At 61.9% G+C, this 25,108-nt stretch carries 26 protein-coding genes and 1 pseudogene; 12 read left to right on the top strand and 15 right to left on the bottom strand.

All coding sequences use genetic code 11. The features are described 5' to 3' along the window. Positions 1-111 precede the first annotated feature (111 nt). Positions 112-426 carry a DUF2388 domain-containing protein gene (locus PMI24_RS20150; protein WP_007957157.1) on the bottom strand — a complete coding sequence of 105 codons (315 nt, stop codon included), beginning with the start codon at positions 424-426 and terminating at the stop codon, positions 112-114. Between the two features lie 248 nt (positions 427-674). Here PMI24_RS20150 and PMI24_RS29825 point away from each other — a divergent pair. Further along, a pseudogene (locus PMI24_RS29825) lies at positions 675-1,433 on the top strand (MCP four helix bundle domain-containing protein); the annotation flags it as partial. Beyond that, entirely contained in the window at positions 1,425-2,288 is an 864-nt protein-coding gene (locus PMI24_RS29820; protein ID WP_371915880.1) for a methyl-accepting chemotaxis protein, read from the top strand. The pseudogene PMI24_RS29825 and the gene PMI24_RS29820, both read left to right, overlap by 9 nt. A 40-nt stretch (positions 2,289-2,328) precedes the next feature. Here PMI24_RS29820 and PMI24_RS20140 read toward each other — a convergent pair whose 3' ends face one another. After that, positions 2,329-2,754 carry a nuclear transport factor 2 family protein gene (locus tag PMI24_RS20140; protein ID WP_007957155.1) on the bottom strand — a complete coding sequence of 142 codons (426 nt, stop codon included), beginning with the start codon at positions 2,752-2,754 and terminating at the stop codon, positions 2,329-2,331. Positions 2,755-3,188: 434 nt separating this feature from the next. Between PMI24_RS20140 and mqo the strand changes: the two genes are divergently transcribed. Next, positions 3,189-4,838 (top strand): malate dehydrogenase (quinone), encoded by a 1,650-nt coding sequence (gene mqo, locus PMI24_RS20135; protein ID WP_007957153.1) that lies wholly within the window; start codon positions 3,189-3,191, stop codon positions 4,836-4,838. A 66-nt stretch (positions 4,839-4,904) separates the two neighbouring features. Here mqo and PMI24_RS20130 read toward each other — a convergent pair whose 3' ends face one another. Then, positions 4,905-5,333, bottom strand: a complete 429-nt coding sequence (locus PMI24_RS20130; RefSeq protein ID WP_007957151.1) for a nuclear transport factor 2 family protein — start codon at positions 5,331-5,333, stop codon at positions 4,905-4,907. Positions 5,334-5,751: 418 nt separating this feature from the next. Between PMI24_RS20130 and PMI24_RS20120 the strand changes: the two genes are divergently transcribed. The 3 genes from PMI24_RS20120 (at position 5,752) to PMI24_RS20110 (ending at position 8,171) form a co-directional block, all read left to right on the top strand. Further along, positions 5,752-6,198 carry an NUDIX hydrolase gene (locus tag PMI24_RS20120; protein ID WP_007957149.1) on the top strand — a complete coding sequence of 149 codons (447 nt, stop codon included), beginning with the start codon at positions 5,752-5,754 and terminating at the stop codon, positions 6,196-6,198. Between the two features lie 96 nt (positions 6,199-6,294). Beyond that, on the top strand, positions 6,295-7,506 hold the full coding sequence (locus PMI24_RS20115) for a hypothetical protein (RefSeq protein ID WP_007957147.1): 1,212 nt from the start codon (positions 6,295-6,297) through the stop codon (positions 7,504-7,506). Positions 7,507-7,538: 32 nt separating this feature from the next. After that, the gene (locus PMI24_RS20110) at positions 7,539-8,171 is read left to right on the top strand and encodes a Vgb family protein (protein WP_007957146.1); all 633 of its coding nucleotides are present in this window, start codon (positions 7,539-7,541) and stop codon (positions 8,169-8,171) included. A gap of 4 nt (positions 8,172-8,175) precedes the next feature. Here the strand turns inward: PMI24_RS20110 and PMI24_RS20105 are convergent, their stop codons facing one another. Both PMI24_RS20105 and PMI24_RS20100 read right to left on the bottom strand, forming a co-directional pair. Next, positions 8,176-9,042, bottom strand: a complete 867-nt coding sequence (locus PMI24_RS20105; RefSeq protein WP_007957145.1) for a CAP domain-containing protein — start codon at positions 9,040-9,042, stop codon at positions 8,176-8,178. Positions 9,043-9,171: 129 nt separating this feature from the next. Further along, positions 9,172-9,942 (bottom strand): alpha/beta hydrolase, encoded by a 771-nt coding sequence (locus PMI24_RS20100; RefSeq protein ID WP_007957143.1) that lies wholly within the window; start codon positions 9,940-9,942, stop codon positions 9,172-9,174. A gap of 111 nt (positions 9,943-10,053) precedes the next feature. On the opposite strand from PMI24_RS20100, the gene PMI24_RS20095 reads away from it, so the two are divergent. Next, positions 10,054-10,998: an aldo/keto reductase gene (locus PMI24_RS20095; protein WP_081493578.1), complete on the top strand. Its 945-nt coding sequence runs from the start codon at positions 10,054-10,056 to the stop codon at positions 10,996-10,998. A gap of 54 nt (positions 10,999-11,052) precedes the next feature. Here PMI24_RS20095 and paoC read toward each other — a convergent pair whose 3' ends face one another. From paoC to paoA, 3 genes are read right to left on the bottom strand one after another with little or no spacing between them, the layout of a single operon-like run. Then, on the bottom strand, positions 11,053-13,251 hold the full coding sequence (gene paoC / locus PMI24_RS20090; RefSeq protein WP_007957139.1) for an aldehyde oxidoreductase molybdenum-binding subunit PaoC: 2,199 nt from the start codon (positions 13,249-13,251) through the stop codon (positions 11,053-11,055). Then, complete coding sequence (locus PMI24_RS20085; RefSeq protein ID WP_007957137.1) at positions 13,248-14,201, bottom strand: FAD binding domain-containing protein; 954 nt, start codon at positions 14,199-14,201, stop codon at positions 13,248-13,250. The genes paoC and PMI24_RS20085 overlap by 4 nt, the downstream gene beginning before the upstream one ends. Further along, on the bottom strand, positions 14,198-14,839 hold the full coding sequence (gene paoA / locus PMI24_RS20080; protein WP_007957135.1) for an aldehyde dehydrogenase iron-sulfur subunit PaoA: 642 nt from the start codon (positions 14,837-14,839) through the stop codon (positions 14,198-14,200). The genes PMI24_RS20085 and paoA overlap by 4 nt, the downstream gene beginning before the upstream one ends. A gap of 304 nt (positions 14,840-15,143) precedes the next feature. On the opposite strand from paoA, the gene PMI24_RS20075 reads away from it, so the two are divergent. Next, on the top strand, positions 15,144-15,350 hold the full coding sequence (locus PMI24_RS20075; RefSeq protein ID WP_007957132.1) for a hypothetical protein: 207 nt from the start codon (positions 15,144-15,146) through the stop codon (positions 15,348-15,350). Positions 15,351-15,393: 43 nt separating this feature from the next. Here PMI24_RS20075 and PMI24_RS20070 read toward each other — a convergent pair whose 3' ends face one another. Continuing rightward, a complete protein-coding gene (locus tag PMI24_RS20070; protein WP_007957131.1) occupies positions 15,394-15,666 on the bottom strand; it encodes a hypothetical protein in 273 nt (90 codons plus the stop codon). 223 nt (positions 15,667-15,889) lie between these two features. On the opposite strand from PMI24_RS20070, the gene PMI24_RS20065 reads away from it, so the two are divergent. Further along, a complete protein-coding gene (locus PMI24_RS20065) occupies positions 15,890-16,969 on the top strand; it encodes a hypothetical protein (protein ID WP_007957129.1) in 1,080 nt (359 codons plus the stop codon). 2 nt (positions 16,970-16,971) lie between these two features. Continuing rightward, positions 16,972-17,325 (top strand): DUF1428 domain-containing protein, encoded by a 354-nt coding sequence (locus PMI24_RS20060; RefSeq protein ID WP_007957127.1) that lies wholly within the window; start codon positions 16,972-16,974, stop codon positions 17,323-17,325. Between the two features lie 15 nt (positions 17,326-17,340). Here PMI24_RS20060 and PMI24_RS20055 read toward each other — a convergent pair whose 3' ends face one another. Further along, positions 17,341-17,535 carry a hypothetical protein gene (locus PMI24_RS20055; protein ID WP_007957125.1) on the bottom strand — a complete coding sequence of 65 codons (195 nt, stop codon included), beginning with the start codon at positions 17,533-17,535 and terminating at the stop codon, positions 17,341-17,343. Positions 17,536-17,642: 107 nt separating this feature from the next. On the opposite strand from PMI24_RS20055, the gene thpR reads away from it, so the two are divergent. Next, complete coding sequence (gene thpR, locus PMI24_RS20050; protein ID WP_007957123.1) at positions 17,643-18,182, top strand: RNA 2',3'-cyclic phosphodiesterase; 540 nt, start codon at positions 17,643-17,645, stop codon at positions 18,180-18,182. A 135-nt stretch (positions 18,183-18,317) separates the two neighbouring features. On the opposite strand, the gene PMI24_RS20045 is transcribed toward thpR, so the two are convergent. The 5 genes from PMI24_RS20045 to PMI24_RS20025 all read right to left on the bottom strand — a co-directional run bounded on the left by PMI24_RS20045 (position 18,318) and on the right by PMI24_RS20025 (position 23,400). After that, entirely contained in the window at positions 18,318-19,415 is a 1,098-nt protein-coding gene (locus PMI24_RS20045; RefSeq protein ID WP_007957121.1) for a polyamine ABC transporter substrate-binding protein, read from the bottom strand. Positions 19,416-19,484: 69 nt separating this feature from the next. Next, entirely contained in the window at positions 19,485-20,369 is an 885-nt protein-coding gene (locus tag PMI24_RS20040; protein WP_007957119.1) for an ABC transporter permease subunit, read from the bottom strand. Continuing rightward, on the bottom strand, positions 20,366-21,280 hold the full coding sequence (locus tag PMI24_RS20035; protein WP_007957117.1) for an ABC transporter permease subunit: 915 nt from the start codon (positions 21,278-21,280) through the stop codon (positions 20,366-20,368). Before PMI24_RS20035 ends, PMI24_RS20040 begins: the two co-directional genes overlap by 4 nt. Beyond that, positions 21,277-22,419: a polyamine ABC transporter ATP-binding protein gene (gene potA, locus PMI24_RS20030; RefSeq protein ID WP_007957110.1), complete on the bottom strand. Its 1,143-nt coding sequence runs from the start codon at positions 22,417-22,419 to the stop codon at positions 21,277-21,279. Before potA ends, PMI24_RS20035 begins: the two co-directional genes overlap by 4 nt. Before the next feature lie 219 nt (positions 22,420-22,638). Next, positions 22,639-23,400 carry a gamma-glutamyl-gamma-aminobutyrate hydrolase family protein gene (locus tag PMI24_RS20025; protein ID WP_007957108.1) on the bottom strand — a complete coding sequence of 254 codons (762 nt, stop codon included), beginning with the start codon at positions 23,398-23,400 and terminating at the stop codon, positions 22,639-22,641. A gap of 282 nt (positions 23,401-23,682) precedes the next feature. On the opposite strand from PMI24_RS20025, the gene PMI24_RS20020 reads away from it, so the two are divergent. Next, positions 23,683-25,059 (top strand): glutamine synthetase family protein, encoded by a 1,377-nt coding sequence (locus tag PMI24_RS20020; protein ID WP_007957099.1) that lies wholly within the window; start codon positions 23,683-23,685, stop codon positions 25,057-25,059. The last annotated feature ends 49 nt before the right edge of the window (positions 25,060-25,108 follow it).

The following is a 25,108-nucleotide window of genomic DNA, read 5'->3' as shown; positions in this document are numbered from 1 at the left end:
CTCCATCATAGAGGCCGTTCGACGGTTTTGCCCATGGTCGTTCACCAGCCGTCCATCGGCAGGGCACAACGGTGGCGAGTCCGTCAGCCACCATCATCGAACGTGCCGTGGTTACTGCGACAGACCTTCGTAGTGAACCAGGATGGCATTGGCCAGCTCTTCATCGCTGGCGTTCAGGCCGGGATTTTCCTGACGCACCTGTTGCAGCACCGATTCGAGGTACACGCCACGGATCGTTCCGCCGCTGGCGACGAATGCGGACAAGTCGTCACGGGCCGGAATCACCATTTTGTGATCCTTGAAGGTCGAGTACAGCGAGGCCGAAACCCCCGCCGAAGTGGCGACATCCCCTGCGTCCACGCGGGCAAGGGCCGAGCCGAACGGCAGGCACAGCATGAGAGACGAAACGAGTAATAAACGGCGCATGACGGTGTTCCTCCAGCAGCGTAAAGCGAAAAGGAAGTACCACATAATGTGAGAGGTGCCGGACGGCACGGGAGTTCCATGCGCCGGGCCGGGCGGTAGAAGGCATAGAACGAGAAGCACCGCACAGTCCTAATTTTTACCGTATGTAACGACACACCCTGCGACGCTCTAAAGCGGCGGATTCACCCAAATAGGCTTAACTGAAGCGTTGAAAGGCGCCGTGTGGCGCGACCAGGGAGGAAATCACGGTGTCGATCAAACTGCGTTTGGTGTTGCTGATTGCGACCAGCCTGCTGACGGCGTTGATCGTGAGTCTGGTCAGTTACGTCGGCAATCAGCGGATGGCTTCGGCGGTCGGTGACAACGCGGTCAGCATGAGCGCGCTGCGCAACCACATGGAAGCCGACATGATGCACGACGCCCTGCGTGCCGACGTGTATTCGGCAATGCTGGTGGGGCTGGGCAAAAGCACCAGTACGGCAGACGAGGTACGCCGTTCGGTCGAAGAGCATGCGGCGCATTTTCGCGAAGTACTGGGTGAAAACCTCAAGCTGCCGGTGAACCCGACGATCAGGTCCGCGCTGGAACAGATCAAGCCCAGCCTCGACACCTACATCAGCGCCGGCGAGCAGATCGTCGGTCTTGCACTGGAAAACCCGGACAGCGCCCAGCAGCATCTCGGCACTTTCAGCACCGCGTTCAGCCAACTCGAAGAACAGATGGCCGCCCTCAGCGAGCTGATCGAAACCAATACCCGGCAGACCAGCGAAGGCACCGAGGCGGCGATCCGCAATGCCAATGTCGCACTCGGCATCGTTCTGATCGCCAGCCTGTTGCTGCTGTTGGCCCAGGGCCGCTGGGTGATCCTGAGCATCATGGGGCCGCTGAAATCCGCCAGCCGGATCGCCGAAAGCATCGCCCACGGCAACCTCAGCGAACCGATCGCCGAACCGTCCGGCAAGGACGAAGCCAGTGCACTGATCCGCACGCTGGCCACCATGCAGCGCGACCTGCGGGACATGATCGATGTGGTGCGACGCAACGCCCATGGCGTCAGCGGCATGAGCGAACAACTGAGTCACGGCTGCCATCAGGTGGCCGACAGCAGTCAGCAACAGAGCACCGCCGCCGGGACCATGGCAGCCGCCGCGAGCCAGATGACCGCGAGCATCGAGGAAATCACCCGTCACGCCGAGCGTGCTTTGAACATGGCCAGCCAGGCCGAGTCACTGGCGAAAAACGGCGGGCAGGTGATCCATCAGGTGGTCAGCGACATGGACGACATCGCCCGTTCCGCCCAGCAGTCGGCGCAGGTGATCCGCACCCTCGATCAGGAATCCGAGGGCATCTTCAACATCATTCAGGTGATCAAGAGCATCGCCGACCAGACCAACCTGCTGGCGCTCAATGCAGCCATCGAGGCAGCCCGGGCGGGCGAACAGGGCAGGGGCTTTGCGGTGGTGGCCGATGAGGTCCGTAGCCTCGCAGCGCGCACCAGCGCCTCGACTCAGGAAATCGCCGCGATGGTCGCGCGCATCCAGAACAGCACCCGCGAGGCCGTCAGCAGCATGGAGGCGGGCGTCGCCCAGGTCGACAAAGGCATGGCGGTCACCGCCGACGTCGAACGCGCCATCCGCGAAATCCTCGACGCCACCCTCAGCACCACGCAACTGGTCAACGACATCACCCGCACCATCGGCGAACAGAGCCAGGCGAGCAACGAAATTGCCCATCAGGTGGAGATGATTGCGGGGATGTCGGAGGGCAACAGCAAGGTTATCGGTCAGACGGCCAATACCACGGATGAGCTGTCGAGTCTGGCGGGGCGGCTGGCGCAGTCGGTGGATCGGTTTCGGTTGTGAGAGCAGGCTCTGCCGCCGCATTGGCGGCAGAGCTCATGCATCAGAATTTGAACGCCTGACGCCCCACCAGCAACCACTTGCCAGCCTGCTTCTGCCAGATCTGGAAGTTCTCGATTTCAGTCGGCACGACCTCGGTGCCTTTGATGGCCTGTCCCGAAAAATGATGGCGCACCAGCGCGGTGTCTCCGGACAGGGTGATGGTCTGGTTTTGCATTTCCAGGGTCTTGAACGCGCTCTTGCCGGTTTCGATATCGGCAATGAAGGCTTTCTTGTCCTGGATCTTGCCGCTGGAGTGACCGTAGGTGAGGTTGTCGGCGGTCAGGGCGTTCAGTTCGGCGACGTCCTTGTGCAGCATCGCCTGGGTCAGGTGGTCGACGGCCTGGGCGACGTCCTGTTCCGCGGGGGCAGCGGTGACGTACGCGCTGAAGAGGCAGGCGAGACCGAGCAGCAGTCTGGATTTGTTCATGAGTATTCCTTGTTGTTGTAGGTAATGAAGACGACTGATTGATTTGTCAGTCGTCGTACAACTTAGCAGGAATGCGCCGGCGTTAGAAAGCGCTCGAGGAACCTATTGAAAACTATCCGGTCGCGAACAGACGCGCGGGTTTGCCATGACGTGATATTCTTCGCCCCACTTGGTTTGACCTAATTCAGTCTGGCGCGCTTTTCGGCGAGCCAGACAGAACCCCTGTCGCTCAAGTAGCTGAAGCCAATAATGATAAGAAGTCAGTTCAGAAGGGACATATAACTGAGGTCGACGCAGCCTGTCGGCCTTGTGTGCCCACCCGTCAAAATTGAAGTGTGCCGGAACCCGCGACGCTGGCCTGAGTGTCGCGAAAAAAGGGGACCTCATACGTACAACAGCGGCGGGCGGAAGGCGTTTTATCATAGGTGCAACAGATGTTTAAAAAAGTGAACACAGCCTTGCTGGGGCTGGCTTTGGCGATGGGGATGTCTTCCGCCAATGCCGAAGAAGCAAAGAAAGTCGACGTCCTGCTGATCGGCGGCGGCATCATGAGCACCACCCTGGGTGTGTGGATCAATGAGCTGGAACCGACCTGGTCGATGGAAATGGTCGAGCGCCTCGACGGCGTCGCCCTGGAAAGCTCCAACGGCTGGAACAATGCCGGTACCGGTCACTCCGCCCTCGCCGAGCTGAACTACACCCCGGAAGACGACAAGGGCAACGTCACGATCCCGAAAGCGGTCGAGATCAACGAAGCGTTTCAGGTCTCCCGTCAGTTCTGGGCCTGGCAGGTTCGTCAAGGCGTCCTGAAGGACCCTCGTTCGTTCATCAACACCACTCCGCACATGAGCTTCGTGTGGGGCGATGACAACATCAAGTTCCTGAAAAAGCGTTACGAAGCCCTGCAGGCGAGCCCGCTGTTCGCCGGCATGCAGTACTCCGAAGACCCGGCTGTGATCAAGAAGTGGGTTCCGCTGATGATGGAAGGGCGTGACCCGAACCAGAAAATCGCGGCCACCTGGAGCCCGCTGGGTACCGACATGAACTTCGGCGAAATCACCCGCCAGTTCGCCGGTTACCTGCAGACCAAGCCTAACTTCAGCATGAAGCTGTCCAGCGAAGTACAGGACATCACCAAGAATGCCGATGGCACCTGGCGCGTCAGCTACAAGAACCTGAAAGACGGCACCAAGACTGAAACCGACGCCAAGTTCGTGTTCATCGGCGCCGGCGGCGGTGCCCTGCACCTGCTGCAGAAGTCCGGTATCGAAGAAGCCAAGGAGTACGCTGGCTTCCCGGTAGGCGGCTCGTTCCTGGTGACCGATAACCCGGCCATCGCTGAACAGCACTTGGCCAAGGCCTACGGTAAAGCTTCGGTTGGTGCGCCTCCGATGTCCGTTCCGCACCTGGACACCCGTGTCCTGGACGGCAAGCGCGTCATCCTGTTTGGCCCGTTCGCGACTTTCAGCACCAAGTTCCTGAAAGAAGGTTCGTACCTGGACCTGCTGACCAGCACCACCACCCACAACATCTGGCCTATGACCAAGGTCGGCATCAAGGAATACCCGCTGGTCGAGTACCTGGCCGGTCAACTGATGCTGTCGGATGAAGACCGTCTGAACGCGCTGAAGGAATACTTCCCGAACGCCAAGGCCGAAGACTGGCGCCTGTGGCAAGCCGGCCAGCGCGTGCAAATCATCAAGCGTGATGAAGCCGCTGGCGGCGTGCTGAAACTGGGCACCGAAATCGTTGCTTCCAAAGACGGCTCCATCGCCGGTCTGCTGGGCGCATCCCCAGGCGCGTCGACCGCTGCACCGATCATGCTGAGCGTGCTGCAGAAAGTCTTCAAAGACAAAGTCGCCAGCCCTGAGTGGCAAGCCAAGCTGCACCAGATCGTTCCAAGCTACGGCACCCAGCTGAACAACGATCCAGCCAAAGTGGCTGAAGAGTGGGCCTACACCGCCAAGATCCTGCAACTGCCAACCCCTCCGGTGATTGGCCAGGCTGCAGCTCCAGCGGCGGACGCCTCGGCTGAAAAAGCCCCGGCTCCAAAAGAAAGCGCTGCACGTGACATGGCTCTGTAACTAGACGCCTGACACACAAAGCCCACTGAACCGGTGACGGTCAGTGGGCTTTTTTGTGTCCGGATTTCAGGCCTTGGCGGCCGCCAGATAAGCCCCCAGCCGCCGGCCCATTTCTTCGCCCAACGCCTGCAACCCGCTCAACGGCCGCACCATCACTTCGAACTCGACGATCTTGCCCTGTTCATTGAAACGGATCATGTCGATGCCCTTGAGCTCTTTCGCCCCCACTTTGGCGCTGAATTCCAGCACCACATTCAGGCCATCGGCCGTCGTCAGTTCACGGTGGTATTTGAAGTCTTCAAACACTTCGAACACGGTATTGAGGATCATCGAGACCACTGGCGCACCCGGGTAAGGCGTGTGGGCCATCGGTGAGCGGAATACCGCTTTGGAATCGAGCAGTTCGGGCAGGGCCTTGAGGTTGCCGGTGCGAATCATCTCGTGCCAGCGATTCAGGGACTCGGCGGCGTTTGGGTGCAGGTTCAGGTCGGACATGGTTTCACTCCTGTATTTTTGTTGTTCTTTGCGCGGCGCCCATGACTCTAGATCAAAGCGGCGCAATGGAAACCATCTGTACCGATCTGAATATCGACCCATGCGCCAGCCCGATCCATCTGATCCGCTTTTTCCTGTCGAATCTGCATCTGTAACCATCTCAGCCACGGGCCCAAAATACCCCTGCCGTTCGGCCATACGCGACGCGCTTCATTTCGGAGCGCCCGGTGCGCCGGACATTCAGTATTCAGGAGGCCTTCATGGCTAAGATGGCGATTTTCCTCGGCGGCTTTCTTGTGTTGACCATCATGATTGGCGTCCTTGCCACGATTTCTCCGGTCTGAGATCAACTGCAGCGCGATCCCTGTGGGGTGTGATCTAATCGCCGGCCTTTTTTCCAGCAAACGGATTTCACCCCATGGCCGAGCAGCGTATTCGCGCACTTGCACTGTGTGTCTTTCACCACCAGGGCAAGATTCTGGTTAACCGGTTCCACGACCCGGTCGCAGACAAATCCTTCTACCGGCCTATCGGTGGCGGCATAGAGTTTGGCGAAACCAGTCGCGAGGCGATAGTGCGCGAAGTGCAGGAGGAGCTGGGTCTTGCAATGAAGGATCTGCGCCTGCTCGGCACGCTTGAAAGCCTGTTTGTCTACAACGGCAAACCGGGGCATGAAATTGTCCAGGTGTATGACGCCCGTTTCGAAGACGCGCAGGTTTACGAGCAACTGCAGATCGACGGCCACGAAAGCGACGGTGCTCCGTTCACCGTGAGCTGGCAGGACAGTTCAAGCTTCACGGAGCAGTCGCCGCTGGTGCCGGTGGGTTTGCAGGCGCTGCTCAAGAGCGCTGCGATCCTCGACTGAGCGTGCGAAGTAACACGACCCACCAGACAAAACCGCATTCGGTATTAGACTCCACTCACGTTCTGATACCGGAATGCCTTGCATGTCGGACTTCCCATGGACTCGCTGATCAACGCCGCCGGCCGCGCACTGGCGGTGGGGGATCCGTTGGCGGCGCTGAATTTCGTTGCCCTGCGCGAAGACCCTCCAGCGCTGGCCCTGCGTGGGATCGCGATGGCGCAGCTCGGCGACATGACGCGGGCCAAGACGTTGTTGCAACGGGCAGTAAAGGCGTTCGGTGCCAACGAGCCTCTGTCCCGGGCGCGCTGCGTGGTGGCCGAGGCCGAGGTGGCGCTGGCGGCGCGGGATCTGGGCTGGCCGGTGGAAGCGCTGGAAGCGGCGCGACAAGTCTTGCAGGATCATGGCGACGGCGTAAATGCAGCCCACGCACGCTGTTTGCAGATCCGTCGGCTACTTCTGATCGGCCAGTTGGAAAAGGCGGAAGATCTGCTCGGTGAACTTGATCCTGCACCGTTACCCCCGGCCCTGCACACCGTCCATGAATTGATGACCGCCGGAATCGCCTTGCGCCGGGTGCAGGCACACAAGGCGCAGGCGGCGTTGGAACGCGCGCAACGGGCGGCGCAGCAGGCTGCCATTCCATCGCTGTCGGCAGAGGTCGCTCACGCCCTGCAATTTCTTCATGAGCCGGCAGCCCGATTGATCGTTGCGGGCCAGGAGAAAGCGGTCACGCTCGCACAAGTGGAAGCGTTGTTCGCCTCGCCGACGCTGGTGGTTGATGCCTGTCGTTACAGCCTGCGCGGTGCTGGAATGACCGTGGCGCTGGCCACGCGGCCGGTGTTGTTCAACCTCGCTCGGCGGCTTGCCGAAGCCTGGCCCGAAGAGGTGTTCCGAGAGACGCTGATCGCCGAAGCCTTTCGCTTGAAACTCGATGATGAATCCCACCGCGTCCGATTGCGGGTCGAGATCGGTCGGTTGCGTGCGGCGCTGCGCCCGCTGGCCGGAATCATCGCAACCCCTCGCGGCTATGCGCTGGTTGCACAGGACGTCGCGCTGCTCATGCTACCAAACGAGGACAGACACGCCGGGTTGCTGGCCCTGTTGTCCGATGGCGAGGCATGGTCGAGTTCAGCACTGGCGCTTGCGTCGGGAAGCAGCCAGCGGCAAGTCCAGCGAGCGCTGGAAACACTGGCGGCACAAGACAAGGTCCAGGCGTTCGGTGGTGGCCGTGCACGACGTTGGCTGACGCCGCCGATGCCGGGTTTCGCGACGATCTTGTTACTCCCGGTGTCGTTGGGCAATGGCTAGGCTGGACTCACCCACTCAACGAGGAAACCAGCATGAAACAGGCAAACGCAGAAATCCTTCGGGAATACGGCCCGTTTGAAGGTGTCGACGGTATTCACGGCGTGACCTTCGATGGCCGGCAAGTCTGGTTCGCCAGCGATGGTCAGCTCAATGCACTCGACCCGGCCAGCGGCGAAACCGTGCGTACGATCAAGGTTGGCGCCGATGGCGGGACCGCGTTCGATGGCCAGCACCTGTACCAGATTGCCGACCGCCGAATTCACAAGATCGACCCCGCCACCGGGCGCGTACTCCATACCATTCCCGCTCCGGGCGACGGCGGCGACTCGGGCATGGCCTGGGCCGAGGGCTCGTTGTGGGTGGGGCAACACCGCGACCGCAAGATTCACCAGATCGATCCGGACACCGGGAAAATCCTCCGCACCCTCGAATCCAATCGTTTTGTCACCGGCGTCACCTGGGTCGACGGCGCGTTGTGGCATGGCACCTGGGAAGGCGATGAAAGCGAGATTCGGCGAGTCGACCCGAGCAACGGCGAGGTTCTGGAAAGCCTGGCGTTGCCCAGCGGAGTCGGCGTCTCCGGACTGGAGGCCGATGGCGCTGAACGCTTCTATTGTGGCGGCGGGAACAGCGGCAGGGTGCGGGCGGTGCGCCGGCCGAAATGAGCGCTCAAGGCGCCCCGAACAGCATCGTCCAGTAAACCCCTTCATCACTGCGCGCCTCACTGGCATACCCGGCGCCGACCTGGGTGAACATCGGGTTCATCAGGTTGGCGCAGTGTCCGGGGCTGGCCAGCCAGCCGGCCATGGCCTTGCCCGGTGAGCTTTGCCCGGCGGCGATGTTTTCGCCGATCTGCCGGCCACGGTAGCCGGCCGCCCGGGCGCGATCTGCCGGGCCGTCGCCGTCCGGGTCGCGGTGGGCGAAATAGTTGCCGTAGGCCATGGCCTTGCTGTGCCCCTGGGCGGCGGCGCCGAGTGCCGGGTTCCAGCTCAAGGGCCGGGCGGCGGCGAAGCGCTGGCGACCGCACATACGGGGTCGGGCGCGGGCGGCGTTGACTTCGGCCAGCAAGGCCTTGCCGACGCTGCGGTTGTCGCCGACGCGGCTGTCGAGCACCGGCCGGGCCAGCACCACTTGCCATTCGCTGCGGGCGCGGCTGATGCCGATGTCGGCGTATTGACCGTCGAGCAGCGCGCCGCAGTAGTCGCTTTGCAGCAGATCGAACGCCTCTTCGGCGTCCTGCGCGCCGACGATCCGGATGCTGCGCACCGCCACGGCCGTGTAGCCGGAATCTTTCAGTCGTTCGCGCAACCCACCGCCGTAGCCATAGCCGACCGGCAACGCCAGGTTCGACTTCAGCGTCAGCGGCGCCAGCCGTTGGGCCGGGCGTCGGTCGCAACGTTGCGGATGGGCGCGGTAGTCGTTGATGGCGGCCACCAGTTGCCGCTCGGCACCGGCGTGGGCAGTGGGAGATAACAAGGGAGAAAGGATCAACAGGCACAGCGAAACGAAGCGAGACGAACGAACGGCGTGGCGCATGGGACGCAAAGCTCTGAAAAGGACAACACAGAAGGGGAGTGAACCGCAGAACGCGGCGCGGGTAGGACTGGCCTTTTTGCACTTGGTTCACGAAGCAGCGCCGGGTTTCGTTGGTCGCCGACGAAGTGCTCAGCGATTCAACACATCCTCGATCCATTGCAGATATTGCGGCCGTTCGGAAATCGAATTGTGTGCCGAATCCGCCACCACTTTGAGCGTGGCCACACCGTCGGGAAAACTGTGCAGCAAGCGTTCGGTGCTGGCCCGTGGAATCACCTCGTCATCGCTCGCCGCCAGCAGCAGCGTCGGCACGCGGATGTGCGCCGCGTACTGGCCGGACCGGAAACGATCCTTGAGCAACCACTGCACCGGTACCCACGGATACTGGCGGGCGGCGATTTCTTCGAGGCTGTTGTAGGGCGTGACCAGAATCAGCTGCTCCACCGGCCGCTGGCTGGCCAGCCGCACCGCGACCCCGGAACCGAGGCTGCGCCCCAGCAGCGCGACCTGCGGATGACTGGAATACACCTGATCGAACAGCGCCAGCGCGTCCTCGGCAATTGCCTCTTCGGACGGCGAGCCGCCGCTGCCGCCAAACCCCCGGTAATGCAGCAAATACAACGAATAGTCAGGAAACGCCTCGGAAAACTCCGGCAGATTGCGCGAAACGTCCTCGGCATTGCCGCCGAAATAGATCAGCGCTCTAGGCCCGGCGCGCTCGCGCACCGTCACGCGGATTTCGGCGTCGGGCATGGCCAGCGTCAACCGAGACTCCGGTGAATCGAGGCTGGCGGGCTGGGGAAAATAGATCAGCGCCCGCTGTAAAACGAACAGCGCCGCGCACAGGATCAGGTACACGGCGACGATCAATGCGACGAGTGACAACAGGGTTCTGGACATTCGACTAACTTTAACCGGGCGCGCAGGTTGGCTGTCGCAGTGTAGTCCAACGGATTTGCGGGCTGCGTCAAAACACAAGGTGCAACAGATCCACAGGGCAAGGGCGCCAGCATGAACCACACTGAGGGATATTCCCGCCGCCGGTTGCTGACGCTGGCAGCCGGGGTGTCAGCGGTTTTCACCTTTGACCGGGCGCTGGCCGCCATTACGTCGCCGAACGCCACAGGAGCCCAGACCATGCAGACCCGCGCCATCCCTTCGAGCTCCGAGCCACTGCCGCTGGTGGGGTTGGGCACTTATCGCGGTTTCGACGTCGCTCCCGGCGATCCGGTCTACAAACAATTGCCGGCGGTGCTCGGCGAGCTGTTCAAAAAGGGCGGCACGGTGATCGACAGCTCGCCCATGTACGGCCGCGCGGAAGAAACCACCGGTGAATTGCTGTCGATCCACGAACCGCGCTCGCCGGCATTCCTGGCGACCAAGGTCTGGACCCGTGGCCGCGAGGAGGGTATCGCGCAGATGGAGCGGTCGTTCAGCCTGCTGCGCACCGAGCGCATCGACCTGATGCAGATCCACAACCTGCTCGACTGGCCAACCCATCTGCCGACCCTGCGCGACTGGAAAGAGCAGGGCCGCATCCGCTACATCGGCATCACCCACTACACGCCGTCGGCCTATGAGGAGGTGGAAGCGGTGCTCAAGGCCGAGCCGCTGGACTTCCTGCAGATCAACTACGCCCTGGATGATCGCGGGGTCGAGAAGCGCATCCTGCCGCTGTGCCGCGAACGCGGGGTGGCGGTGATCTGCAACCGGCCGTTCGGCGGCGGTGACCTGCTCGCGCGGCTCAAGGGCAAACCGCTGCCGGGCTGGGCGGCGCAAGTGGGGGCCAAGAGCTGGCCGCAACTGGCGCTGAAATTCCTGCTGGCGCATCCGGCGGTGACTTGTGTGATTCCCGGCACCAGCAATCCGCTATACATGGCCGACAACGCCGGCGCCGGATTCGGGCTGATGCTGACCGATGCACAGCGTCAGCAGTTGATTGCGCTGGTGAGTTAGCCATCTCCCGGGGTGATTAGCGCACTAGCACCCCATGCTAGTGCGCTACCGGTTTCAGATCATCGGCGGCAATGCATCAAGAATCTTGTCCAGGGTAATCGGGTACTCCCGCACCCGCGCGCCCGTGGCGTTGTAGATCGCATTCGCCACCGCCGCACTCACGCCGCAGATCCCCAGTTCACCGACCCCCTTGGCTTTCATCGGCGAGGAAATCGGGTCGGTTTCATCGAGGAAGATCACCTCTTGATGCGGGATGTCGGCATGCACCGGCACTTCGTAGCCCGCCAGGTCATGGTTGACGAAAAAACCCTGACGCTTGTCCACCGAAAGCTCTTCCATCAACGCCGCGCCGACGCCCATGGTCATCGCGCCGATCACCTGGCTGCGGGCCGATTTTGGATTGAGAATCCGCCCGGCGGCGCAGACCGCGAGCATGCGCCTTACGCGGACTTCGCCGGTGGCGGCATCGACGGCGACTTCGACGAAGTGCGCGCCGAAGGTCGATTGCTGGTACTGCTTGGCGAGGTCGGCGAATTCGATGCTGTCCTCGACTTCGATTGCGGCATGTTGCGCGGCCTCACGTAACGGCACTTTCTTGCTGCCCAGCCGCACGTGGCCATCGGCAAACTGCGCTTCACCCGTGCTCATGCCGAGTTTGGCCGTTATCGCTTCGCGCAGCTTCATGCACGCCGCGTAGACCCCGGCGGTCGAGCAGTTGGCGCCGAACTGGCCGCCGGAGCCGGACGACACCGGAAAATTCGAATCGCCCAAATGCACAGCCACATCGTCGAGCCGCACGCCCATCACTTCGGCGGCGGTCTGGGCAATGATCGTGTAGCTGCCGGTGCCGATGTCCGTCATGTCGGTTTCGACGGTGATCTTGCCGTCGCGCTCCAGCCGCACTCGCGCGCCGGACTTCACCAGCAGGTTGTTGCGAATCGCCGCCGCGACGCCCATGCCGATAAGCCAGCGACCTTCGCGACGGCTGCCGGGCGTTGCATTGCGTTTATCCCAGCCAAAGTGTTCGGCGCCGGTTTGCAGGCATTCGATCAGTCGCCGCTGGGAGAATGGCCGCTCGGTTTTCACCGGATCGACCTGCGTGTCGTTAAGGATGCGGAACTGGATCGGATCGAGTTTGAGCTGTTCCGCCATCTCGTCCATGGCGATCTCCAGCGCCATCAGCCCCGGGGTTTCGCCGGGTGCGCGCATGGCGTTGCCTTCCGGCAGATCCAGCGGTGCCAGGCGCATGCTTACCAGGCGATTTTCTGCGGCGTAGAGTAACTGACTCGGCTGCGCCGCGACTTCGACCTTGCCGTCGGCGAGGTTGCCCGACCAGCCTTCATGGGCGATGGCGGTGAGTTTGCCGTCCGCCGTGGCGCCCATGCGGATGCGCTGGATGGTGGCGGGGCGGTGGGTGGTGTTGTTGGCGATCTGCGGACGGGCGAGGGCGACCTTCACGGGCCGGTTCGCCAGACGTGCGCCAAGGGCGGCGAGGATCGCATCAGCGCGAATGAACAGCTTGCCGCCGAACCCACCGCCAATGTACGGCGAGATCAACCGCACGTTTTCCTTGGGCAGACCGAGGGTGGTGGCGATGTCGCCGACGCTCCAGGCGATCATCTGGTTGGAGGTCCAGAGCGTCACCTGATCACCTTTCCAGGCAGCGAGTGTCGCGTGGGGCTCCATCATCGCGTGGGACTGATCCGGCGTGGTGTAGGTCTGGTCGAACTGCACAGGCGCGGCGGCAAAAGCGCTGGCGAAATCGCCGTGTGTGACGTCCGGCAGTTCGTCTTTCGGCTCCACCCCCTGATCGCGCACGCTGGCCAGATCAAACTGACCTTTGTCGGCCGCGTATTCGACGTTGACCAGCTGCGCGGCGGCCCGCGCCTGTTCGAAGGTTTCGGCGACCACCAGCGCCACCGCCTGGTGATAGTGCTGCACTTGCGGCCCGGCCAGCAGATGCGCGGCGTTGTATTTGCCTTTGCCGAGCTTGCCGGCGTTGGCGGCGGTGACGATGGTCAGCACCCCCGGCGCGGCGCGGGCGGCATCCAGATCTATGTGGGTGATGCGACCCTTGGCAATGGCCGAACCGACCATCACGCCATAGGCCTGATTCTTCACGGCTTCATGTTGCTCGTAGGCGTAAGGCGCCTGGCCACTGGTCTTCAGCGGACCTTCGATGCGGTCGGTGGGTTTGCCGATGACGTTCAGCTGATCAATCGGGTTGGTGGTGGCGGGCGTGTCGAATTTCATGCTTCGTCCCTCGCTTGGGCCAGCACCGAGGCAATCGTGCGCTCGACCAGCGTCACTTTGAACTGGTTGTCCGGGGTCGGCGTGGCGCCGTCGAGCAGGCGCGCGCTGACGGCTTTCGCGCCTTGCGGCAACAGCGCTTCCGCCGCTTCGACCCGCCACGGTTTCGGCGCGATGCCGCCGACCGCGAGGCGACCGCTGCCCTCCTTCTGCAGGATCAGACCGACGGAAACCAGGGCGAAGGCGTACGACGAGCGGTCGCGCACCTTGTGATAGACATGGGTGCCGCCCACTGGCGCGGGGAGGGTGACGGCGGTAATCAGTTCACCGGGTGTCAGGCTGGTTTCGACATTCGGCGTTGTACCGGGCAATTGATGGAAGTCCGCCATGGCGATGCGCCGGGTGCTGCCATCGGCCTTGAGCGTTTCGATCTGGGCATCCAGCGCACGCATCGCGATCGCCATATCACTCGGATGGGTCGCGATGCAGGCGTCGCTGACACCGATGATGCCGAGTTGTCGACTGACACCACCAATCGCCGCGCAGCCACTGCCGGGATTGCGTTTGTTGCAGGCCTGATTCGTGTCGTAGAAATACGGGCAGCGCGTGCGCTGGAGCAGATTGCCGGCGGTGGTCGCCATGTTGCGCAACTGCCCCGATGCGCCGGCGAGCAAGGCGCGAGCGAGCAGCGCGTAGTCTTTCCGGACGCGGCTGTCGGCGGCCAGATCGGTGTTGCGCACCAGAGCGCCGATGCGCAAGCCGCCGTCGTCGGTGGCTTCGATCTGGTCGAGGCCCAGGTGATTGACGTCAATCAGCTGCTGCGGCGTTTCGATGTCGAGCTTCATCAAGTCCAGCAGGTTGGTGCCGCCGGCGATGAACCGCGTGCCTTCGATTTGCGCGGCTTGGGCGGCTGCGGCAGGAGAGTCGGCGCGGCTGTAATTGAACGCTCTCATGCTGGCACCTCCGCGACTTCGCTGATGGCTTCGATGATGTTCGAGTAGGCGCCGCAACGGCAGATGTTGCCGCTCATGCGTTCCTGCAATTCACTGGCGATCAGTTGCGGCGGTTCGGTGAGGCTGGCGCTGGCGTGACTGGGGATGCCGTCGCGGATTTCCTGAAGCACCGCCACCGCCGAACAGATCTGCCCCGGCGTGCAGTAGCCGCACTGGTAACCGTCATGCTTGATGAATGCCGCCTGCATCGGATGCAGGTGGTCCGGCATGCCGAGGCCTTCGATGGTGGTGACTTTGGCGCCGTCCTGCATTACCGCCAGGGTCAGGCAGGAATTGATTCGCCGGCCATCGACGATCACCGTGCAGGCGCCGCACTGGCCGTGGTCGCAGCCCTTTTTGCTACCGGTCAGGTGCAGGTGTTCGCGCAGGGCATCGAGCAGGGTGGTGCGGGTGTCGATCTCCAGCGTCTGCGGCTTGCCGTTGACTTCAAGGGTCACTTTGGCCATGGCCGGTTGCTCCAGAGTGGCCGCGTAGGCCTTGAGGCTGATGAAGGGCGGCATCGCGAATGCAGTCGCGGTCACGGCCCCGAGAATCAGGAAACGGCGTCGGGAAATCGCCAACGGCGGATGGTCGTTCATGGCTGGGCTTCCTCTGATCAGGTCGGCAGGTTGCAAATGACCCGCCAGGGCACGCCGGCGTAGTAGCCAGTCTTGGTCTGTTCTAGGAGTGACCGCAGGGGGGAGGAAAAGGTTTTGTCGGATTTCGCCCCAGTCAAAGCCATCAAACGGCCACTGGGTGAATGGGCCGGACGCGGGAGGATGGGCGATGAACGGTCATTGGTGGCCAGTGAATCAAAGCCTTTTTCCCCGGTCGTATCTGCGCCAGCGCGCACCCGCGCTGACTGTTTCCGTCGTCAAGACCTTGGTTTTAGGGAAATTCTGAATGATGCGTGCAACAAGCCTGCTGCTGACTGTTTCCGCCGCCGTACTGCTAGGCGGCTGTGTGGCGGATTTCGATGATGACCATCGCCATGGCCGGCATTACGACCGCGATAATGGCCGTTACTACGATCATGACCGGCGCTGGGACGACCGCGACGACGACCGCCGCGACGGGCGTCGTTATCACCGCGACCGGGATGATGACTGACTGAAACGAAGAGGGCGTTCCCCGACGGGAACGCCCTCTGGCATTAAAAATGAGCGCTCGCCCGGACGCTGGATCGCGCAGGCACGGAGGCCTCGATGTCCAGCAAATGGGTGGCGAGAATGTCGCTCAGAAAACGGAACTGATCGTTGAGGCCGACCACTTCATTGCTGAAATGATTGCTGGCGGCGGGCATCAACAGATCTTCGAAGGCTTCGTCGAACACCAGCGCTTGTGTCTTGCGCGACACGGCGTGCTGATCGTAGTAGTTGCTGCCGAAGACCGGGAAACTCACGGCGAGGGTGACGTTGCTGATCATGATGTGAACTCCTCGTGCTGTGTGTTTCGGATGGGTTAATCGTGCCTTTGGCGAGCGGTCGGCGGAAGGCAATCGTCGCAATGGTGAATATCGACGCCATTGATGGTTGGACTGGCGCAGCCCTGACCAGCGGATAAACGGCGCACCGCACGCACCTATACTCATGTCATCTCCCCCGGATTCTTCAGGTCTCCCGCCCGAAGAACAGATAAGGACCGCCACCGTGAACCTGCGTGCGCTGCTCGTCGCCGCACTGGTGTTGCTGGCCGGCTGCGCCACCACGGCGCGGGCCCCGGTGACCGCGCCGGCAGTGGTGGTCTCGCCGGCCACCTGGCAGCAGATCGACCGGGAAATCGTCAGCGCCTCGAAGCAGGCCACCGAGCAGGTCAAGCTGTTCGCCCGTGGCTCGATGGAACATTGGCGCATTCGGGTCTATGAGCAAACTGAAGAAAATTTCATCCCGTGGTTCAGCAGTTACTGGACCCAGGAATGGCTGTCGATGAAGGTCAGCTGGTACACGATCAGTGCCAGCGGCGAGCAGGATGCCTCGGCCAAGCGTCTGGCGGCCTATCTGCTGGAGCAATATCAGGAACGGGTGCTGGCTCCGGTGGCGGTGGAGATCGACCCGGATGCGATCCTCGGCCAGTCCACCGCGTTCTACGCGCAGCTGATGGCGCAGCAGATGCCGGTCATCGCCCAGCGCCACGGCGTGCCTATCGCCCAGCTCAACGGGCGGTTGCAGAAAATCCCCGCCATCGCCCTTGGCCCGCCGCCGGCCCGGGACGCTTCGCTGTATCAGGTTGTCAGCACGCAGCCGTTGAACACGCTGCCGGCCTACGCCGCATTGATCGACAAGATCCACACCGACGGCGGCTCGAAAGGCGTGGCCTCGACCGATACGGCCATGGCGCCGGTGGCCAAGCGCGCCAGCCAGCGCATGGAGGCGGAAATGGCCCCGCGCGGCGCCGCGAGCGCGGTGGCGGCAGCGGCAGGCAAACTGGCCGGGGCGCTGATTTCGGTCGGTGTGGCGGGCATCCGCGCGATCATTCAGGCCAACGACCGCCCCGACAGCGAAGCCCTGATCCGCAGCAGCCTGGGCAACACCTTCGACAAGGCCTGGCTGAAACTGGTGCAGAACCCGACCACCGGCGTGATGGCCGGCACGCTGCACATGGCGGCGCAGGTCGAGGGCAATCTGGGCGGGCGGGATGAGCCGTCGGTCGGGTTGGGCGTCAACCGTGTCGAATGGCGGCCACCCGAGTCGACTACTCAGCAGATCGAACCCACCCTGCAAGGAGAATGATCATGGCTTACATCGATGTGTTCGTGGCGCCCGTGCCGAATGCCAATCGCGAACAGTACAAAAAACACTGCGAAATCGCCGCGAAGCTGTTCAAGGAATACGGCGCTCTGGAGGTGATCCAGGGCTGGGGCGATGACGTGCCGGACGGCAAGGTCACCTCATTCCCGATGGCGGTGAAACTCAAGGAAGGCGAAACCGTATCGGCGGGCTGGCTGGTCTGGCCGGACAAAGCCACCCGCGACGCCGGCATGGGGAAAATGATGGAAGACCCGCGCATGCAGCCGGACGTCAATCCGATGCCGTTCGATGGGCAGCGGATGATCTTCGGTGGCTTCAAGGACATTCTCGAGCCTTGATGCCGCGTTGCCGGGTCACTCCGCCGACGGGGTGATCCGGCAGCCTTTGCGGTTGCGGATCTGCTCGTCCGTCGGCCGCTCGCGGACGAATTCGAAACGCGGCTCACCTTCGCTGTAATGCACCAGCCAGCCCCATTCCAGTTCGCTCTCATCCTGCCCGGGGTTCGGCGGTCGGGCCCACCAGGGTTCTTTGCTGAGGATCTCGCGCATGACGTCCTCCGGTTGATGGCAATCGTTGAACTATAAACCCCATGCCGAGAGTCGCCAGAAACGGGCGTGTAGAATCCAGGGATCTCGACGAACGAAGGAGCGTGGCCATGACGGACGAAACGCGCGGGGATCAACCGGTCAAGCGGCTGTTCTTTGCCCTGGACTGCCCGCCGGCGCAGCGCAAGGCGATTGCCCAGTGGCGCAGCGAACTGGGGCTGCGCACCGGCAAACCGGTGCCGGCGGACAACTTTCATCTGACGCTGCTGTTTCTCGGTGCGGTGCCGTTGGCGCAGATTGGCGAAGTCTGCGAGGCGGCGGCGAAAGTGCGCACGCCGGGGGAGGCGCTGAGAATTTCACTGGATCGGTTGCAGGTCTGGCGACGGGCCGGGGTGTTGTCGCTGGCGCCGGAGCAGGCACCGCAGGGATTGTTGCGGCTGGTGTATGCGCTGGAGCAGGCGATGTTGCCGTTCGGGTTTGAAGAGGCGACGCGCGAGTATCGTCCGCACCTGACGCTGGCCCGGGACTACCGCGCGCCGGAACCGGAATCCGCCACGCCGCCGGAGTTCTTCCTGCGCGCTGAACGCTTTGCGCTGTTCGAATCCCACAAGGGCCGCTACCGCTCGCTGGCCGACTGGCCACTGATCTGAGCCCACAAAAAAAGGCGCCCGAGGGCGCCTGAATTCACCTGAACCGAGGAAGCCAGGTGAGGCCGTTCAGAGCAGGGGGCAGCGGTGGTAAGGCGCTGCATGAACGGAAATCGATACTGAACGATCGCGGTGAGGTTATTTGCCGAGTTTCACGCGTGTCCAGCCCCGGGTCATGATCCGCTGTGTGGCGATCGGCTGATCCGGCACCGCATACAGCGTGGCCATCACCGCTTGCGGCGGGTACGAGCCCGGGTCGTTGCGGATCGCTTCGTCCACCAGCGGTGTCGCGGCTTCGTTGGCGTTGCTGTAGCCGATGCTGTTGGTGACTTCGGCGATGATGTCCGGGCGCATCAGGAAGTTCATGAACAGGTAGGCGTTCTCGACGTTGGCGGCATCGCGCGGGATGGCGACCATGTCATAGAAACTGCCGGCGCCTTCCTTCGGAATGCTGTAGTCGATCTCGACCTTGTTGCCCGATTCGACCGCGCGAGCCTTGGCCTGCAACACGTCACCCGAATAGCCGACCGCTACGCAGATGTTGCCGTTGGCCAGATCGGAGATGTACTTGGACGAATGGAAATACGCCACCGACGGCCGGATCTTCATGAACAGCGCTTCGGCTTCGGCGATGTGCTTCACGTCCTTGTCGTTCACCGGATAGCCCAGGTAGTGCAGGGCGGCCGGGAGCATTTCGGTCGGCGAATCGAGGAAGCTGATACCGCAGGCCTTCAGCTTCTCGGCGTTCTCCGGTTTGAACAGCAGGTCCCAGGAATTGGTCGGCGCATTTTTGCCGAGCACTTCGCGGACCTTGTCCGGGTTGAAGCCGATGCCGATCGAGCCCCACATGTACGGGAACGCGTGGGCGTTGTCCGGATCACTGGCGGAGGCGTTTTTCAGCAGCACCGGGTTGAGGTTTTTCCAGTTTGGCAGTTTCGATTTGTCCAGGGTCTGATAGACCCCGGCCTTGATCTGCTTGGCCAGGAAACTGTTGGACGGCACCACGATGTCGTAGCCGGATTTACCCGCGAGCAGACGCGCCTCGAGGGTTTCATTGCTGTCGAACACATCGTAGGTCACGCGGATGCCGGTCTCGTCCTCGAACTTCTTGACGGTGTCCGGAGCGATGTAATCCGACCAGTTGTAAACGCGCAGCACCTTGTCGTTGGCCTGGGCGCCCGTGGCGATTGCGCCCAATAAGGACAGTGTCAGCAGAGTCCTGCCAAACATTTTCATCGGTGAAACTCCATTCTTTTTATTCAAAAGCTTTTAAGCAAAAGCGCAAAGCCGTAAAACGCGACGGCCCTAGGCCGTCGCTGCCACTCGTTGAGGTTGCGGTTGCTGCCACGATTCGTTGGCGGTCTGATCCATCGCTTCCTGAATCGCACGCTTGCGGTTGGCTTCTGCCTTGCGGCCGAAGTACCAGACCAGGAAGGTCACCAGCGACACTGCCAGCAGAATCAGGCTGGCCACGGCGTTGATCTCGGGCTTCACACCCAGACGCACGGCCGAGAACACTTCCATCGGCAGGGTGGTGGAGCCCGGGCCGGACACGAAGCTCGCCAGCACCAGATCGTCCAGCGACAGGGCGAACGACATCATGCCGCCCGCCGCCAGCGACGGCGCGATCATCGGAATGGTGATCAGGAAAAACACCTTGAACGGTTTCGCGCCCAGATCCATCGCCGCTTCTTCGATCGACAGGTCCAGCTCGCGCAAGCGGGCGGAGACTACCACCGCCACATAAGCGGCACAAAACGTGGTGTGGGCGATCCAGATCGTGACGATGCCACGCTCCTGCGGCCAGCCGATCAGTTGCGCCATCGCCACGAACAGCAGCAACAGCGACAGACCGGTGATCACCTCAGGCATCACCAGCGGCGCCGTGACCAGACCACCGAACAGCGTGCGACCCTTGAAGCGGGTCACGCGGGTCAGCACGAAGGCGGCGAGGGTGCCCAGCGCCACGGCGGCAATCGCGGTGTAGCAGGCGATTTCCAGCGAGCGCACCACCGAGCCCATCAGTTGAGTGTTGTCGAGCAAACCGACGTACCACTTCACCGACCAGCCGCCCCACACCGTCACCAGTTTCGAGGCGTTGAACGAGTAGATCACCAGAATCAGCATCGGCAGATAAATGAACGTCAGGCCGAAGATCAACATGAACTTTGCAAAACCGAAGCGTTTCATCCCCGTGCCTCCATCTCTTTGGCCTGGCTGCGGTTGAACAGCAGAATCGGCACAATCAGGATCAACAGCATCACCACCGCCAGAGCAGATGCCACTGGCCAGTCGCGGTTATTGAAGAACTCTTGCCACAGCACGCGACCGATCATCAGGGTCTCCGGGCCGCCCAGCAGTTCCGGAATCACGAACTCGCCCACCACCGGAATGAACACCAGCATGCAGCCGGCGATGATGCCGTTCTTGGCCAGCGGCACGGTGATTTTCCAGAAGTTGTTGAAGTTGCTCGAACCCAGATCCTGCGCGGCTTCCAGCAGGCTGCCGTCGTGCTTCACCAGGTTGGCGTAGAGCGGCAGCACCATGAACGGCAGGTAGGCATACACGACCCCAATGTAGACGGCCGTGTTGGTGTTGAGGATCTCGATCGGGTGATCGGTGAGCCCGGTCCACATCAAAAATGCGTTGAGCAAACCGTTGTTGCTGAGGATGCCCATCCACGCGTAAACGCGGATCAGGATCGCGGTCCAGGTCGGCATCATGATCAACAGCAGCAGGACGTTTTGCGTTTCCTTGCCGGTCTTGGTGATCGCGTAGGCCATCGGGAAACCGATCACCAGACACATCAGCGTACTGAGCAGCGCCACCTTCAGCGAACCGAGGTAGGCCGAGAGGTAGAGCTCGTCTTCGCCGAGCATGGTGTAGTTGCCGATGTTCAGGAACAGCTGAAATTTCTGTTCGGCGTAGGTGTAGATCTCCGAGTACGGCGGGATCGACAGCGCGGCTTCCGAGAAGCTGATCTTCATCACCAAAAAGAACGGCAGCATGAAGAACAGGAACAGCCAGATGAACGGGATGCCGATGACGAACTTTCGCCCGCTGGGCACCAGGCGCAGGAATTGCTGATTGAAGGTTCTCATGAGCGCAGTACCACGCCGCTGTCGTCTTCCCACCAGACGTAGACCTTGTCGTCCCAGGTCGGCCGCGCGCCACGGCGTTCGGCGTTGGCCATGAACGACTGGACGATCTTGCCGCTCGGCAACTCGACGTAGAACACCGAGTGGCCGCCGAGGTAGGCGATGTCATGCACCTTGCCTTCGGACCAGTTGTAGCGGGTCTCGGGCTTGATCGTGCTGACGAGCATTTTTTCCGGGCGGATCGCGTAGGTGATCGACTTGTCCTGCACCGAAGTGCTGACGCCATGACCGACGTAGATCTTTTGCTGCAAGTCCGGGCTGTGGATGATCGCGTGACCTTCAAGGTCCTCGACCACGGTGCCGTCGAAGGCGTTCACGTTGCCGATGAATTCGCAGACCATGCGGCTGACCGGCGCTTCATAGATGTCGACCGGGCTGCCGATCTGGGCGATCCAGCCCAGGTGCATGATCGCGATGCGCTCGGCCATGGTCATGGCCTCTTCCTGGTCGTGGGTCACCATCACGCAGGTCACGCCGACGCGTTCGATGATTTCCACCAGTTCCAACTGCATCTGCGAACGCAGCTTTTTATCCAGTGCGCCCATCGGTTCGTCGAGCAGCAACAGCTTCGGACGTTTGGCCAGCGAGCGGGCGAGGGCCACGCGCTGACGCTGACCGCCGGACAGTTGATGCGGGCGGCGCTTGGCGTATTGGGTCATGTGGACGAGGCGCAGCATTTCTTCGACGCGGGCGTCGATTTCGCTGGCCGGCAAACGGTCCTGCTTGAGGCCGAAGGCGATGTTCTGCGCGACAGTCATGTGCGGGAACAGGGCGTAGGACTGGAACATCATGTTGATCGGCCGCTCGTACGGCGGCATGTCGGTGATGTCCACACCGTCGAGCAGAATGCGTCCTTCAGTCGGCCGTTCGAAACCGGCGAGCATGCGCAGCAGGGTCGATTTGCCCGAGCCGGAGCCGCCGAGCAGGGCGAAGATTTCGCCCTGATGGATCTCCAGGGACACATCGTCCACCGCAGTGGTTTCGTCGAACTTCTTGGTGACTCGATCGACCTTCACCAGAACCTTTTTCGGTTGCTGATGACCTTCAAGAGCCTTCCTGTAAGTGCTGGAGGCGTTTGCCATGTGAAACTCCCAACAGGTTTCAGTCGCCCGGCCAACGCGGCCTGGCTTAAGAGTGGATTGCAGACCCGCACCGTGCGGGTTGTTCGGCGCCGCCGTCCTGGCTGCCGGGTGGTGCTTTTTGTTTTCGCGGTGTGTTGCTGATCGCGGATGACGGATGTGCAAACGCGCAGCCGCCGACCCCGCGGGGGCAGTAAATGGTTTTGCAATCGTTGGGTGGCGTCAGCGCTGGTTGCGTCGCGCCGCACGCTGGCGGCAGGCCTCGCCGAACGCCTGGAAAATCCGCAGGTAGTTCGGGTTGTCCAGCACCTGCCATTCGGGGTGCCATTGCACGCCGAGGGCGAAGGTCGGGCTGTGCTCCACCGAGACCGCCTCGATCAGGCCGTCCGGCGCCACGGCTTCGGCGCGCAGGCCGGGAGCGAGGCGGTCGATGCCCTGACTGTGAATCGAGTTGACCTGAAATTCACCCGGCAGCTCCAGCGCTTCGAATACACCTCCGGCCAGCACTGTCACGGCATGGGCCGGGGCGTACTGAACGGCGACATCCGGGCTGTCGGCTTCGCGGTGATCGAGCATGCCCGGCAGCTCATGCACCTTCTGGTGCAGGCTGCCGCCGAACGCCACGTTCATTTCCTGGAAGCCGCGGCAAATGCCGAGTACCGGAACGCCCGCCGCGATGGCTGCACGCAATAGAGGAAGGGTAGTGGCATCCCGCGCCGGATCGTGATCCGTGCCGGGAGCGCTGTCCGGGCCCTGATAGTGGAAAGGTTCCACGTTGGACGGCGAGCCGGTCAGCAACAGACCGTCGAGCTGACCCAGCAGGTCTTCGATTTCAGTCAGTTTGCCAAGGGAAGGAATGACGACGGGCAACCCCAGCGCCGCAACGCTGACAGCGCGAACGTACTTGTCGCCGCTGATGTGATAGGGGTGCAGGCCAATCTGTTTGACGCACGCAGTAACGCCGATCAATGGCTTGAATGCCATTTTTATTCACCTCGAAGTTTGACACTTGAACGAGCTTTTCCGGAGCTTAGCCTCGTTGATTTTAATTAACAACTCCCATGTAAAAAATTCTAAACGCCGTTCATCAAATCTTCATCAAGACCGGGGCTCTGGCGCCTGCTTTGGCACGAGAGTGTTAAAAAAAGCCCGAAAAATAAACGCTGAGCGGCCCTGTGTTCGCTATTGACTTCACTTTGCCGTTCGGGTTGACTGGCTCGGCGAAACAGCAGTGAACATAATAATTAACAGCTAAATAGGTGCATCATGTCGGTCCCTCTGCGTGCCGTTCAACTCAACGAAGCAAACGCATTCCTTAAGAAACATCCTGAGGTTTTGTACGTCGACCTTCTGATTGCAGACATGAACGGTGTGGTGCGCGGCAAGCGCATCGAGCGCACCAGTCTTCATAAGGTTTACGAGAAAGGCATCAATCTGCCGGCCTCGCTTTTCGCCCTCGACATCAATGGCTCCACGGTGGAAAGCACCGGTCTGGGCCTGGACATCGGCGACTCCGACCGTATCTGCTACCCGATCCCTGGCACCCTGAGCATCGAGCCCTGGCAGAAGCGCCCGACCGCACAGCTGCTGATGACCATGCACGAACTGGAAGGCGAGCCGTTCTTCGCCGACCCGCGTGAAGTGCTGGCCAACGTGGTGCGCAAGTTCGACGAAATGGGCCTGACCATCTGCGCCGCGTTCGAACTCGAGTTCTACCTGATCGACCAGGACAACGTGAACGGCCGTCCGCAATCGCCGCGTTCGCCGGTGTCGGGCAAGCGTCCGGTGTCCACTCAGGTTTACCTGATCGACGACCTCGACGAGTACGTCGACTGCCTGCAAGACATCCTTGAAGGCGCGAAAGAGCAGGGCATTCCTGCCGACGCCATCGTCAAGGAAAGCGCCCCGGCGCAGTTCGAAGTCAACCTGCACCACGTGTCCGACCCGATCAAGGCGTGCGACTACGCCGTCCTGCTCAAGCGTCTGGTGAAGAACATCGCCTACGACCACGAGATGGACACCACCTTCATGGCCAAGCCGTATCCGGGCCAGGCGGGCAACGGTCTGCACGTGCACATTTCGATCCTGGATAAAGAAGGCAACAACATCTTCGCCAGCGAGGATCCCGAGCAGAACGCCGCGCTACGCCACGCGATCGGCGGTGTGCTGGAGACCCTGCCTGCGCAAATGGCCTTCCTGTGCCCGAACGTCAACTCGTACCGCCGCTTCGGCGCACAGTTCTACGTGCCGAACTCGCCGAGCTGGGGTATCGACAACCGCACCGTGGCCGTCCGCGTGCCGACCGGTTCGCCGGATGCCGTGCGCATCGAGCATCGCGTAGCCGGTGCCGACGCCAACCCGTACCTGCTGATGGCTTCCGTGCTGGCCGGTATTCACCACGGCCTGACCAACGAAATCGAGCCGGGCGCCCCGGTCGAAGGCAACAGCTACGAGCAGAACGAACAGAGCCTGCCGAACAATTTGCGCGACGCCCTGCGTGAGCTGGACGACAGCGAAGTCATGGCCCGCTACATCGACCCGATGTACATCGACGTGTTCGTCGCGTGCAAGGAAAGCGAGCTGGCCGAGTTCGAGAACTCGATCTCTGACCTTGAGTACAACTGGTATCTGCATACCGTCTGACGCTCAAGCGCTCACCTCACAAGCATCGCCGCTCCCATGTGAGCGGCGG

Source organism: Pseudomonas sp. GM25, from assembly GCF_000282255.1.
In the GTDB taxonomy this organism is placed as follows: domain Bacteria; phylum Pseudomonadota; class Gammaproteobacteria; order Pseudomonadales; family Pseudomonadaceae; genus Aquipseudomonas; species Aquipseudomonas aphyarum.
Note: the sequence above shows the minus strand (reverse complement) of the source record. Positions and strands in the feature narration are given on the sequence as shown.